14 protein-coding genes are annotated in these 12,805 nt (G+C 67.7%); 3 read left to right on the plus strand and 11 right to left on the minus strand.

Features of this window, described 5'->3' with window-relative positions:
• Window positions 1-100: 100 nt before the first annotated feature.
• From ROJ8625_RS17325 to phaR, 3 genes are all read left to right on the plus strand, one after another.
• Window positions 101-556, plus strand: a complete 456-nt coding sequence (locus ROJ8625_RS17325) for a phasin family protein (RefSeq protein WP_085793176.1) — start codon at window positions 101-103, stop codon at window positions 554-556.
• Between the two features lie 313 nt (window positions 557-869).
• Window positions 870-1,301, plus strand: a complete 432-nt coding sequence (locus ROJ8625_RS17330; RefSeq protein ID WP_085793177.1) for a hypothetical protein — start codon at window positions 870-872, stop codon at window positions 1,299-1,301.
• A 217-nt stretch (window positions 1,302-1,518) separates the two neighbouring features.
• Window positions 1,519-2,076: a polyhydroxyalkanoate synthesis repressor PhaR gene (gene phaR / locus ROJ8625_RS17335; RefSeq protein ID WP_085793178.1), complete on the plus strand. Its 558-nt coding sequence runs from the start codon at window positions 1,519-1,521 to the stop codon at window positions 2,074-2,076.
• Between the two features lie 39 nt (window positions 2,077-2,115).
• Here the strand turns inward: phaR and ROJ8625_RS17340 are convergent, their stop codons facing one another.
• The 11 genes from ROJ8625_RS17340 to ROJ8625_RS17390 form a co-directional block, all read right to left on the minus strand.
• On the minus strand, window positions 2,116-3,306 hold the full coding sequence (locus tag ROJ8625_RS17340) for a DegT/DnrJ/EryC1/StrS family aminotransferase (protein WP_085793179.1): 1,191 nt from the start codon (window positions 3,304-3,306) through the stop codon (window positions 2,116-2,118).
• Between the two features lie 103 nt (window positions 3,307-3,409).
• Window positions 3,410-4,714 (minus strand): NAD(P)/FAD-dependent oxidoreductase, encoded by a 1,305-nt coding sequence (locus ROJ8625_RS17345; RefSeq protein ID WP_085793180.1) that lies wholly within the window; start codon window positions 4,712-4,714, stop codon window positions 3,410-3,412.
• Window positions 4,715-4,795: 81 nt separating this feature from the next.
• The gene (locus ROJ8625_RS17350; protein WP_085793181.1) at window positions 4,796-6,160 is read right to left on the minus strand and encodes a glutamine synthetase family protein; all 1,365 of its coding nucleotides are present in this window, start codon (window positions 6,158-6,160) and stop codon (window positions 4,796-4,798) included.
• Complete coding sequence (locus ROJ8625_RS17355) at window positions 6,157-6,840, minus strand: type 1 glutamine amidotransferase (protein ID WP_085793182.1); 684 nt, start codon at window positions 6,838-6,840, stop codon at window positions 6,157-6,159. The genes ROJ8625_RS17350 and ROJ8625_RS17355 overlap by 4 nt, the downstream gene beginning before the upstream one ends.
• Before the next feature lie 187 nt (window positions 6,841-7,027).
• Window positions 7,028-8,380, minus strand: coding sequence for a glutamine synthetase family protein (locus tag ROJ8625_RS17360; protein WP_085793183.1), 1,353 nt, complete (start codon window positions 8,378-8,380; stop codon window positions 7,028-7,030).
• A gap of 24 nt (window positions 8,381-8,404) precedes the next feature.
• A complete protein-coding gene (locus ROJ8625_RS17365) occupies window positions 8,405-9,211 on the minus strand; it encodes an ABC transporter permease (protein ID WP_085793184.1) in 807 nt (268 codons plus the stop codon).
• The gene (locus ROJ8625_RS17370) at window positions 9,208-10,092 is read right to left on the minus strand and encodes an ABC transporter permease (protein WP_085793185.1); all 885 of its coding nucleotides are present in this window, start codon (window positions 10,090-10,092) and stop codon (window positions 9,208-9,210) included. Before ROJ8625_RS17370 ends, ROJ8625_RS17365 begins: the two co-directional genes overlap by 4 nt.
• Window positions 10,093-10,156: 64 nt before the next feature.
• On the minus strand, window positions 10,157-10,879 hold the full coding sequence (locus ROJ8625_RS17375) for a transporter substrate-binding domain-containing protein (protein ID WP_085793186.1): 723 nt from the start codon (window positions 10,877-10,879) through the stop codon (window positions 10,157-10,159).
• A gap of 37 nt (window positions 10,880-10,916) precedes the next feature.
• A complete protein-coding gene (locus ROJ8625_RS17380) occupies window positions 10,917-11,687 on the minus strand; it encodes an ABC transporter ATP-binding protein (RefSeq protein WP_143535164.1) in 771 nt (256 codons plus the stop codon).
• A gap of 154 nt (window positions 11,688-11,841) precedes the next feature.
• Window positions 11,842-12,282, minus strand: a complete 441-nt coding sequence (locus ROJ8625_RS17385; protein WP_085793187.1) for a tellurite resistance TerB family protein — start codon at window positions 12,280-12,282, stop codon at window positions 11,842-11,844.
• 49 nt (window positions 12,283-12,331) lie between these two features.
• Complete coding sequence (locus tag ROJ8625_RS17390) at window positions 12,332-12,727, minus strand: tellurite resistance TerB family protein (protein WP_085793188.1); 396 nt, start codon at window positions 12,725-12,727, stop codon at window positions 12,332-12,334.
• Between the last annotated feature and the right edge of the window lie 78 nt (window positions 12,728-12,805).

A 12,805-nucleotide genomic window follows, 5' to 3' on the forward strand; every position in this document is an offset into this window, starting at 1 on the left:
TTCCCCTTGAAATGCTGCGGCGCAGCAGGCATATTCCCAAGCGTCAAGAGGGGGCGTGACGGGATGGCCTGTCACCCGTTGCAACTGAAAGGCGAGACCTATGGCTGCTAAGACGCAAGATTTCACGACCATGATGAAAGACATGATGGGTGCCTTCCCGGTGGATACCGCCGCGATGGAAGACGCGTTCAAGACCACCGCAACCCTGAACGAAAAGCTGTCGGGCGTGGCGCTCGAAGCGGCCGAAAAGTCGACCGAGATCTCCTCGAAGTGGACGAAGGACACGCTGACCAAGCTCAGCGAGATGTCCAAGGCCAAGTCGGAGCCCGCCGACTACGCGAAGGCCATGACCGACTTCGCGTCGGCCCAGGCCGAGATGACCGCCGAGCACATGGCCGCCTTCGCCGAGATCGCGAAGAAGGTCCAGATGGACACCGTCGAGCTGATGATGGCAGCCGGCAAGGACATGACCGAAGACGCATCGGCCGCCATGAAGAAGGCGACCGCAGACATGACCGCGACCGCCAAGAAGGCGTCGACCGCGGCCGCGAAGTAAGTCTTCGCACCGAGATCCGCGCCGCTCTCCTCCCAATCGCGGCGCGACCCTCTGGCGGGCTCGACGAGCCCGCCTTTTTTTATGTCTCCCGAAAACGCGGCGGCATTTTGCGGCTGCAGCATAATGCGCGCCCGCGTCACTCGATAATTCGCTAAATACCTGCTTTAAAACGAAATAAAAAATGCTGCAGTGCAGCAAAAACTCTTGAAAGCGCGGCGCCCGTTCTCCATATACCCAGTGTAATCGACGAAGGGCGCAGGACGCGGTCTTCGCGCCGACAGACAGACCGAACCGACCTTTGGAGGATACAGAGATGAACGACCAGACGCAGAACTTCGACGCCATGATCCGCAACGCAATGGATGCATTCCCGGTGAAGGGCGAAGCGTTCGAGACCGGCTTCAAGCGTGGTGCCGACCTGAACGAGAAGCTCACCACGATCGCCGTCGACGCCGCCGGCCGCAGCACCGAGCTTTCGGCCGAGTGGACCCGCGACACGCTGTCCCGCGTCGCCGAGATGTCGAAGGCGAAATCCGAGCCGGCCGCCTACGCCCAGAGCTTCGCCGACCTGACGACGAAGCAGATGGAAGGCACCGTCGAGCGCATGACTGCCTTCGCCGAGATCGTGAAGGCCGCTCAAATGGCGACCGTCGAGGCGCTGATGGATGCCGGCAAGGCACAGTCGGAAACGGCCGCCAAGACCGCGACCAACACCGCGCGCAAGACGGCAGCCGCCGCGAAGTAAGCGACGCACCGGATCGGGGTGGTCCCTGCGCCACCCTTCGGTTCAGACCGGCGGCCCCCCGAGGGCGCGCCGGTCTTTGTTTGGGCGCAGGTCACGCGCCCATGCATGCCGCACCTGCAAAAACGACCGGCGACGAAGGCTTGCTCCGACCGCGCGCGTCGGCCTAGTGTCGTGGGCACGCTATCGCGATGCCGTCCTTGGTTCTGGGGGGAAGTCCTTGTCCGACGCCGAAAAGCCGCTTCTGATCAAGCGGTACGCCAGCCGCCGCCTCTACAACACCGAGACGAGCGACTACGTCACTCTGGAGGATATCGCGGGATTCATCCGCGACGGGCGCGACGTGAAGATCGTCGACCTGAAGTCCGGTGACGATCTTACCCGCCAGTACCTGCTGCAGATCGTCGCCGAGCACGAGAGCCGCGGCGAAAGCGTGCTGCCGATCAACGTGCTGACGGATCTCGTTCGCAGCTACACCACGCAGGCCACGACGATGGTGCCGCAGTTTCTCGCGGCGAGCTTCGAGGCCTTCCGCCAGGGCCAGGAAAAGTGGGTCGAGAACATGAACTCGATCAACCCGATGTCCAAGATGCCCGGCTTCGAGGCCGTGCAGGCCCAGCAGGAGGCGTTCCTCAAGGCGATGACCGGCGGCGGCACGCCCGGGTGGCCGAGCGCCCCTCAATCGGAGGCCGGCGAGGGCGAGGAAGATCTCGACGAGATCAAGCGCCAGCTGGCCGAGTTGCAGCAGAAGCTGGCGCGCGTCGACAAGAACGAGTGACCGGCGCGCCGCCGCGCGCACCAGGTCGGCCCGGTCAGGTCAGGTGCCGTAGGCGCGGGCCGGACGCATTGCCTCTTCGGCCGCGGCGATCAGCACGTCCGCCACGGCCGCGCATTCCGCCGGGGTGAGCCGCGCCGGCAGGCGCGTGTCGCAGGCCCGCATCAACATCGCCCGCGTTTGCGGCAGATCCTCGATCTCGCCCAGGAAGTGCCAGTTCCAGAAGGCGCGGGCGTTGTTCTCGCTCATGCCGAACACCTGAACCTTGACGCCTGCATCCTCCGCCGCCGCCGCGAAGGCCTCGACCTCGGCATCCGACATTCCGCGAAGGTTGAACTGCAGCGAATCCGGCGCGCGCTGCTCGGGGCCGAGCTTCTCCGGCACGTCGATCCAGGGCGAGGCGCCGAGCCGCGCCGCCACGAGGTCATGGTTGCGCCGGCCGAGCGCGACGCGCCGCGCGATCGCCGGTATCTGCGGCCGGATCACGGCTGCCGACAGGTTCGACATCCGCGTGTTGTAGAGCGGCAGCCGGTTCTGCCATCGGGCAAAGGCCTCGTGCAGGACGGGGTGCTTCTTCCAGTTGTGTTCGTAGGCGCCCGACATGATGACCGCCCGGGCGATCAGGTCGGCGTCGTCGCTCACGAGGATCCCGCCCTCGCCGGCGTTCACCAGCTTGTAGCTCTGGAAACTGAAGCAGCCGACGCGCCCGATCGTGCCGATCTGCCGGCCGTGCCAGGTGGTCCCGAGAGAATGCGCGGCATCCTCGATCACCGGCACGCGCGCGGCCTCGGACAGCTCCATGATCCGGTCCATGTCCGAGGTGTGACCGCGCATGTGGCTGATCATCACCGCGTCGACATCGGCGAGCTTCGCCTCGAAATCCGCGAGGTCGATGCGGTAGTTCGCGCCCACCTCGCAGAGGACCGGCCGGCACTCCGCGTGCAGGATCGACGACGGCACCGCGGCGAAGGTGAAGGCCGGCATCAGCACGCGCGCGTCCCGCGGCAGGCCGAGCGCCTTCAGCGACAGGAACAGCGCCGCAGAGCAGCTGGAGACCGCCAGCGCGTAGCGCACCCCGAGATGCGCCGCGAACTCCTGCTCGAGCCGGGCCACGGGGCTCGCCTCGGGCGCGGTATAGCGGAACAGGTCCCCCGACCGGAGAAGACGGTCGATCTCGTCGCGCGCCTCGGCGGGGATCGGGTCGGCCTCGTGCATATCGGGGATCTGCGTCATGTCGGATGGTCCTTGGTCAGCCCTCTCAGTGTCATAGGACGTCGCGGGCCCGCGCGCCAAGCGATATCACCCGGGGCGCGCACGTGCTGCAGCCGGCGTGGCGTCAGAGTCCCAGACGGTCGCGCAGCGCGTACCAGCTCATCGCGAGCAACAGGAGCGGGCTGCGCAGGCGACGCCCGCCCGGAAAGGCCGGCGTGGGCACCGCGGCCATCGCGTCGAACCCCGCGCTCTCGCCCTGCACCGCCCGGGCCATCAGCGCGCCGGCGTGGATCGCCGTGCCGACGCCATGGCCGGAATAGCCCGACGCCGACAGCACGCTCGGCGCAACGCGCGCGAGGTAGGGCATGCGGCTCATCGTGATCCCGAGCGTGCCGCCCCAGGCATGCTCGAGCGCGACCCCGCGCAGCTGCGGAAACACTTGCAGCATCGGCTTCGATACCGTCGCGCGGATGTCCTTCGGAAAGCGGTAGCCGTAGCTTTCGCCACCGCCGAACAGGAGCCGCCCGTCATGGCTCAGCCGGAAGTAGTTCACCACGAAGCGGGCATCGGCCACCGCCACGTCGCGGGTCAGGACCTCGCGTGCGCGGTGTCCGAGCGGTTCCGTCGCCACGATGAAGTTGTTGATCGGCATGACCCGGCGCGCGACCGACGGCTCGAGCCCGCCGAGATACCCGTTCGCGGCCAGGATCACGTGATCGGCGCGCACCCGCCCGTGGTCGGTGGTCACCACGTTCGGTGCGCCCGGCGTCACCGCCCGCACGTGCGATCCCTCGTGAAGCCGCGCGCCGGCGTCCCGCGCCGCCCGCGCGAGCCCCAGCGACAGCCGCAGCGGATGCAGGTGCGCCGCGTCGGTGTCGAGGATGGCGCCGCGATAGGCCGGCGAGGGGCAGATCTCGTGCCAGCTCTCTCGATCGTGCGTCTCGATCGCGTGGTAGTCGTAGCGCTCCGCGAGGTGGCGCGCGTAGGCGTGAAGCTCGGACACGTCACCCGCGGACGCGGCCGTCAAGGCGACGCCGGGCCTGAGGTGGCAATCGATCCCATGCCGCGCGATCAGGTCCTTCACGAGGCGCTTGGCCTCCTCGGCGAGGTTCCAGAGCACCCGCGCGCGCGCCGCGCCGAGCGTCGCCTCGAGCTTGACCTGGTCGGCGCGCTGGCCGGACCCGAGCTGCCCGCCATTGCGCCCCGACGCGCCGAAGCCCACGCGCTGCGCCTCGAGAAGCACCACGTCGAGCCCCGCTTCGGCAAGGTGCAGCGCCGCCGACAGCCCGGTATAGCCGCCGCCGACCACGCAGACATCCGCGCGGGTCTCACCCTCGAGCGCCGGGAATGGCGCAAGCTCCTGCGCGGTCGCCGCATACCAGCTCTCGGGATAGGCGCCCGCGGCGTCGTTGGCGTAGATGAGATCCACGGAACCGCGCCCCTTCTTCTTGGTCCAAGTACTCCGGGGAGCGCGAGGGGCCGGCCCCTCGCTCCCGCCCGCGCCGCGCGCTCACACGTTGAGCAGCAGGTGCTCGCGCTCCCACGGGCTGATAACCTGCAGGAATTCCTCGTATTCCGCCCGTTTCACGATCCCGTAGACGCGTGCGAATTCCGGGCCGAGCACGTCGTGCAGGGGCTTGGCGCGCTCGAACAGGTCGAGCGCCTGGCCCAGCACGCGCGGGATGTCGCCCTCGCCCTCGTAGGCATCGCCCTTGAACTGCTTGGATGGCCAGCGTTCCTCCATCAGTCCCAGATAGCCGCAGGCGAGCGACGCCGCGATGCCGAGATAGGGATTGCAGTCCATCCCGGCGAGCCGGTTCTCGATCCGCCGGCTCTCGGGGCCCGACAGCGGGATGCGGATGCCGGTCGTGCGGTTGTCGCGCGCCCATTCGAGGTTGATCGGCGCGGCGTGGTCGCGGACGTAGCGACGGTACGAATTGACGTAGGGCGCCAGCACCGCGATGGCCGCGGGCAGGTGGGTCTGCAGGCCGCCGATGAAGTGGAAGAACGCGTCGGTCTCGCCCCCCTGCGGGCCCGAGAAGATCGACCGCCCGGTTTCGATATCGTTGACCGAATGATGGATGTGCATCGCCGAGCCCGGTTCCTCGGCGATCGGCTTGGCCATGAAGGTGGCGAAGCAGTCGTGCCGGAGCGCCGCCTCGCGGATCAGCCGCTTGAAGAAGAAGACCTCGTCGGCGAGCCGCACCGGGTCGCCGTGGCGCAGGTTGATCTCGAGCTGGCCGGCGCCGCCTTCCTGCGTGATGCCGTCGATCTCGAAGCCCTGCGCCTCGGCGAAATCGTAGATGTCGTCGATCACCGGCCCGAACTCGTCGACCGCGGTCATCGAATAGGCCTGCCGCGCGGCGGCCGGCCGGCCTGACCGGCCGAGCATCGGGGCGATGTCCTTGGCCGGGTCGATGTTGCGCGCGACGAGGTAGAACTCCATCTCCGGCGCGACGACCGGCTGCCAGCCTTCCTTGCGGTAGAGGTCGACCACCCGCCGCAGCACGTTGCGCGGCGCGCATTCGACCGGGCGCCCCTTGCGGTCGTAGGCGTCGTGGATCACCTGCAGCGTCCAGTCGCCGGTCCACGGTGCCGCGGACGCCGTCGCCATGTCCGGATACAGGATCATGTCGCGCTCGATGAAGCCCTCGTCCTCGTCCGCGGCTTCGCCCCAATCGCCGGTGATGGTCTGGTAGAAGATCGAATCCGGCAGGTGGAAATACTGCTGACGGGCGAACTTCGACGCCGGCACCGCCTTTCCGCGGGCGATGCCGGGCAGGTCCGCGATGATGCACTCGACCTCGTCGAGCCGCCGTCCCTCGAGATACGTCTGCGCCGCCCCGGGCAGGGTCTCGATCCACTCGTCGCTCATGTCAGCCTGCCTTCGCGGAAGAACCGCTCGAACTGGTCCCAGATCGCCGCGCGGTCGGTCGGCGTGCCGAGCTTGGCGCGCGCGCCTTCGAGCAGCGCGTCGGGCACGATGCCCGGTCCGCGCTCGTCGATCAGAGCCTGGGTGAAGTCGTCGTCGAATTCGGGATGCGCCTGGACGCTGTAGATGCGATCGGCGTAGAGCAGCGCCGCGTAGGCGCAGAACGGGTTGGTGGCGACGATCTCGGCTCCATCGGGCACCGCGATCACCTGGTCCTGGTGCCAGGCGTTGATGGTCTTCGGCCCGTCGCGGAAATCGTAGGTATGGGCACCCACGGCCCAGCCGCCCTCGTACTTCTCGACACGGCCACCCAGCGCCTGCGCGATGATCTGGTGCCCGAAGCACACGCCCACCAACGGGCGGCCGCTGTCGCGAATGTCGCGGATTAGCGCCTCGAGCGGCGGGATCCAGTCGTGATCCTCGTAGGCCCCGTGCTTGGAGCCGGTGATGAGCCATCCGTCGGCCGCCTGCGGTCCATCGGGGAAGGCCCCCTCGACCACCGACCACGCCGCCGTCTCGAAGCCACGGGCCTCGAGATGTCGCGCGAAGATGTCCGCGTATTGGCCCCACCGCGCGGAGAGGCTGTCGGGCAGGAGCCCGGTTTGCAGGATGCCGATTTTCATGGATCACCGCCGTTGGCTTTCGCGCGCAAGGTAGAGGTGCGGCGCGGGGCCGGCAAGCCGATCGCTGCACGCACCTCACTGCGTCCGGCGCGCGGTCGCTTCGGACGCTGCCATGACATGTCACCGCGCCGGATCGTTGCGCGCGCGTCATGGTTTTGGGCGCGCCACCTCGAGAGCCGTGCGGTCTTCACACCGTGTCGAGGTAGATCGTCACCTGTTCCTGCGGCGACAGCTCGTTCATGTAGAACACCTCCTGCCGCTTCGTCAGAAGCAGGTTCCGGCAGAGATCGGCGGGCAGGATCCGGGGGATGATCTCGCTCGCCTCGAAGGCGTCGATGGCGGACATCCAGTCCGACGGGATCTGCCGGAGCCCCTGCGCGTAGGCGTTCCCGGTAATGGGCGGCGGCGCCTCGGCGCCGCGTTCGATCCCGTCGAGCGCCGCCCCGAGGATCGTTGCCAGAAGGAGGTAGGGGTTCACATCGCCGCCGGCCACGCGATGCTCGATCCGCCGCGCCTTCGGGTTGCCCGACGGCACGCGGATGGCGCTGGTGCGGTTCTCGTAGGCCCACGAGATCCCTGTGGGCGCATGCGCGTCCGGCACCAGTCGATCATAGGAGTTCAGGTGCGGCGCGAAGATGAGCGTCGAGTCGTACATCGCGTCGAGGCAGCCGGCGACCGCGCTGCGCAGCGCATCGGTGCCTTTCGACCCGCCATCGTCGAAGATGTTGCGCCCCTCCCGGTCGAGGATCGAGAAGTGCGTATGCAGCCCGGATCCGGGGTAATCCTCGTAGGGCTTGGCCATGAACGACGCGGCAAATCCGTGCCGCCGCGCCATGCCCTTCACCAGCATCTTGAAGAACCAGGCGTCGTCGGCGGCGCGCAGCGCGTCGTCGCCGTGCATCAGGTTGATCTCGAACTGGCCGAGCCCGGCTTCGGAAATCGCCGTGTCGGCGGGAATGTCCATCTCCTCGCAGGCGTCGTAGAGATCGGTGAAGAAGATGTCGAACTGGTCGAGCGTCCGGATCGACATGGTCTCGGCCGCCTTGCGCCGTTTGCCCGATCTCGGACTCACCGGCACTTCGAGGTTGCGGCCGGAATCGTCGATCAGGAAGAACTCGAGCTCGCATGCCACGACAGGGGTCAGGCTCTTCGCCCTGTAGCGGTCGAGGACCGCGCGCAGCGCATGCCGTGGGTCGCCCTCGAACGGATGTCCGTCCTCGTGGAACATCCAGATCGGCAGGAGCGCGGTGGGTGCTTCGAGCCACGGCATCGGCAGGAAGCCCCTCTCGGTCGGGAACAGGATGCCGTCGCGGTCGCCGCTCTCGAACAGCAGTGGGCTGTCGTCGATGTCCTCGCCCCAGATGTCGAGGTTCAGCACCGACATCGGAAAGCGCGTGCCGTCCTCGATCACCTTGTCCGCGAACCGCGTCGGCACGCGCTTGCCGCGTGGCTGCGCATTGAGGTCCGCCGCGGCGGCCCGGATCGTTCGGATCTGGGGATTCTTGCGCAGGAAAGTCTTGAGCTGGTCGGCGCGTGCCATTGTGTGTCCCGAGGGTCTGAGGGGTCAGCGGATGAGCCGCGGCCGGAAGGTCAGCCGTGCGCGCTGGGTCTGCGGAAGGTGCCGGTTCAGTCGCCGGTTGGCCAGCCCGAAGAGCGAGATGATGACCAGCGTCAGAAGGATGAAATACGCCGCGAGGATCGGGTAGGGCACGAACGGGTTGAACGTCTTGTCCGCGAAGTAGTTGGCGTAATAGAGCGCGTCGCCCCGCTGCTGCCACGCCGGGAAGCCCGAGAAGAAGACGAGCGTCGTGGAGTGGAACAGGAAGATCGCCTCGTTCGTGTAGGCGGGCCATGCGAGCCGCAGCATCGTCGGCCACGTGATCTTGCGGAACTTCTTCCATCCCGAGAATCCGTAGGCGTCGGCGGCCTCCATGTCCCCTTTCGGCACCGACATGAGGGCGCCGTAGAAGATTTCGCCCGAATACGCCGCGGTGTTGAGAAACAGCACGATCAACGCGCCCAGCCACGCCGAGGTCAGCGCATCGAGCGCCGGCGCCGCGTTCTTCAGGCTGAGGAACGCGAAGTAGGCAAAGAAGAACTGGATGAAGAGCGGCGAGCCCCGGAACACGAAGATGAACCACTCGGACGGCTTGCGGACCAGCGGGTTGGCCGAGGCCTTTCCCACCGCGACCGCCGTGGCGAGAAAGAAGCCCGCCGCCAGGGCCAGCACGGCAAAATAGACGTTCCAGATCAGGCCCGAGCCGATCAGCGTGAACTGCTGGCACAGCGTGAAGTCGCTGCGCGGCAAGAGCCGTTCGCCGATCCCGAGCGAGCGCAGCGCATAGTCGCCGATCGTGTCCCAGCAGCTCATGCGGGTGCGGTCCCCTTGCGCTGCGCTTCACCGCCCATCGTCGCCTGACCGCGGCTCAGCCGCCGCGTGAGCCGCCCGAGCGCAAGCTCTGACACGCGCGTCAGGCCGAGGTAGAACACCAGCAGCGCGAGGAAGTACCACATGCGCCAGTCACCGTGCGGGTAGTCGGTGAAGCGCGGCGTCTTGGGCCCGCCGAGCTCTCGCGCCCAGAAGACGATGTCCTCGATCCCGAGCAGGAACAGCAGCGGCGTCGCCTTGACCAGGATCATCCACAGGTTCGACAGCCCCGGAAGCGCGTAGATCCACATCTGCGGAACGACCACCCGGCGGAACGTCTGGCCCGGCGTCATCCCGTAGGCTTCTGCGGTTTCAACCTGCGCGCGTGGCACGGCCCGCATTGCGCCGAAGAGCACGTTCGCGGCGAAGGCGCCGAAGACGATGGCGAAGGTCAGGACCGCGATGGCGAAGCCGTAGACCTCGTGCACCCATTGCGGCGCGGTCGACAGCGGCAGCTTCGCGGCCTGGCAGACGACGAAGTCGCTGCCCTGGCGGATCGGCTGGTCCCAGTCGGGGCAAATCACCTTGTGCCGGACGTATTCGAACGCCTGGTCGAGCGCGATCACGAAGAACAGGAAGAAGGCGATGTCGGGGACGCCCCGGACGATCGCGATGTATGCCTTGCCCGGCCACGACAGGATCGGCAGGCGCGACCGTGCGGCAACCGCGCCGCCGAACCCGAAGGCGAGCGACACCGGCGCGGTGATCGCGAGCAGCAGAAGCACCGTGCCCACGGACCAGTAGAGCGACAGGTGCTTGCCCGTCGTCAGGTAGCACAGGAGCCAGGAGAGGCCCGATAGCGTGTCGGGATCGCTGCAGGTCATGTCGGCCGCTCGCACGATGCGGCGCGCCCGGGACCGGGCACGCCGCTTTCGGTTGGCGTGGGGATCACCAGGTGGGGCTGTCTTCGCCCAGATACTCGGTGATGAGCTCGTTCAGCGTGCCGTCGTCCTTCATGGACTGGATCGCCGTGTCGAACGTGTCGCGCAATTCGGTGTTCGACTGGCGGAACGCCATGCCGATGCCACCGCCGAGCGGAATGTCCTCGCCGACGAAGCTCATCTCGGTCTCGTCGACGACGGGAATGAGAAAGTCCTTGTCGGCAAGCACGGCGTCGGCCTCGCCCGACATAGCTGCGGCGACGGCCTCGTCGGGGTTCGGGAACTCGAGCAGCGTCGCGGTGCCGCCCTCGGCCACGTGCGCGGCCTGGATCGTGCCGGTCTGGGCCGCGATCACGCCGCTCTCGAGATCGGCATCTTCCGACATCGCGGCGTAGGCCGACGGCGACGGCGGCGTATAGGCCTGGGTGAAGGCCACGACCTCGGCGCGCTCGTCGGTGATCGACATGCCCGCGATGATGGCGTCGTAGTTGCCCGAGACGAGGTTCGGGATGATCGAATCCCAGTCGTTGGTGACCCATTCGCAGTTCAGTTCGGCACGCTCGCAGAGCTCGTCACCAAGCTCGCGCTCGAAGCCGGCAACCTCGCCCGAGTCGTCGAGGTAGTTGTACGGAGGGTAGGCGCCCTCCGTGCCGAGCCTGACGACGTCCTGGGCGAGCGCGCCGCTTGCGGTCATCGCGAGCAGGGCCGCGGAGCTGAGCATGATCTTCATCGAAGTCTCCCTGTGGTTGGTTTTTTGTGTGCGACGGTCACGCCGCCTGTGTGGAACTGAGAAATCCGCGCAGCCGCTCGGACTTCGGCGCGCCGAAGAGCGTTTCGGGCGGGCCTTCTTCCTCGATCCGGCCATGATGCAGGAACACGACATGATGCGACACGTCGCGCGCCATCTTCATGTCGTGGGTCACGATCACCATCGTCCGGCCTTCCTCGCCGAGCGCCTTGATGACGCGCACCACCTCCTGCTCCAGCTCGGGGTCTAGGGCCGAGGTCGGCTCGTCGAAAAGGATCGCCTCGGGCTCCATGCACAGCGCACGCGCGATCGCGGCGCGCTGCTGCTGGCCGCCCGACAGCTCGGCCGGATAGGCATCGCATTTCGCGCCGATCCCGACCTTGTCGAGATAGGCGCGGGCGCGCTCCTCGGTCTCGGCCCGATCGCGCCCGAGCACGGTGACCGGGGCCTCCATCACGTTTTGCAGGATGGTCATGTGGGCCCAGAGATTGAACTGCTGGAACACCATCGACAGGTTCGTGCGAATGCGGATCACCTGCTTGGGATCGGCCGGGCGCCGGTGGTGGCCGCTGCCGCGCCACGCCACGGGCTCGCCCTTGAACAGGATCTCGCCCTGCTGGCTGTCCTCGAGAAGGTTGGCGCAGCGAAGGAGCGTCGACTTGCCCGACCCGGACGAGCCGATGAGCGATACGACCTCGCCCCTTCGTGCGGTCAGGTCGATGCCTTTCAGCACCTCGAGCGAGCCGAAGCTCTTGTGCAGGTCGCGGATGGCAATGACGGGATCGGACACGGGGGCTGGCAGGCACTCTCTGACGGTTTCGGCAGAGAATGGGGCGAATGATCCGGTCTTTGCAACGTGCAATCCGGGCGTTTTGCCCTCTCTGCGGGCAGGATGACGATGCGTCAGCCCGTTTCGCAGGCGGATCCGGCGGTCGCGGCCGCGTTCAGCGCCCGTCCGCGACCCGCTGCCGGGCCAGCGCGCTATCCCTGTCGGTGATGCCGAGGAGGTTCGACACGAGGCGCAGCAGCGAATCCTCTTCGGGATCGCGCACGCCGTCGGCCAGCACGACGGACCAGAGCGCCTCGATCACGCCCATGCGCTCTTCGTATGGGACCGCGTCCTTGATGGCGCGGGTGAAGCGGACGGTATCCGGCGCCTGCGACTCCAGGTCCTCGGCCTCCGCGCGAAGCGCGCGGGCGTCCTCGGGCGCAAGCGCGTAGCGGGTTTCGGCGATGCGGCCGATCCGGTCGCGTTCCTCGGCGTCGTAGTCGCCGTCCGAGCGCGCGACGCGCACGAGGAGGGCGGTCAGCGCGAGGCGGGCGTCCGCGTCGGGCAGTTGTTCGGGCGTGGGCTCGGTGAGCCGTTTCAGGAGATCTCCGATCATGCCGGGCGATATAGGCCCGACTGTCGCGGCCGCCAATGCCGCGCGTCGCTCAGGCGTGGCCGACCGGCGCGACCGTTCCCTCTGGCACCCCGAAAGACCGTGCGAGCGCCGCAACGGCGCGCGGACAATCCCGCGCATCGTCCGCCACGCGCCACAGGCACTGGGCAAAGGCCGCGCGTTCTTCGGCCGGGACGTGACGCGCGACGAGGCTTTCGTAGTGCGGTGGCTCGGGCAGGTGGGCGGCGATTTCCTCGCAGGCGCGGCGCATTTCGGCGGCCTCTCGCCGGGTCAGGTCGTACCGCCGGGCAAGGGCGTCGTCGATGCGCGAAAACAGCCGCGTGTCGTCGAGCCGCACCGCCAGCGCGCCGAGGGCCAGGGGCGTGTCGGCCGGATCGAGCCAGGCCTGGTCGGGGCGCGACGCCCAGAAGATCAGTCGAATGGACATCGGCACCTCCCCGGGCCCCACGCCCTCGCAGGCCGGCGGCCCGTCGGCATCGCAAGAGGGTGACCCGGGGGCAGGCGT

Origin of the sequence: Roseivivax jejudonensis (genome assembly GCF_900172265.1) — a bacterium.
In the GTDB taxonomy this organism is placed as follows: Bacteria; Pseudomonadota; Alphaproteobacteria; order Rhodobacterales; family Rhodobacteraceae; genus Roseivivax; species Roseivivax jejudonensis.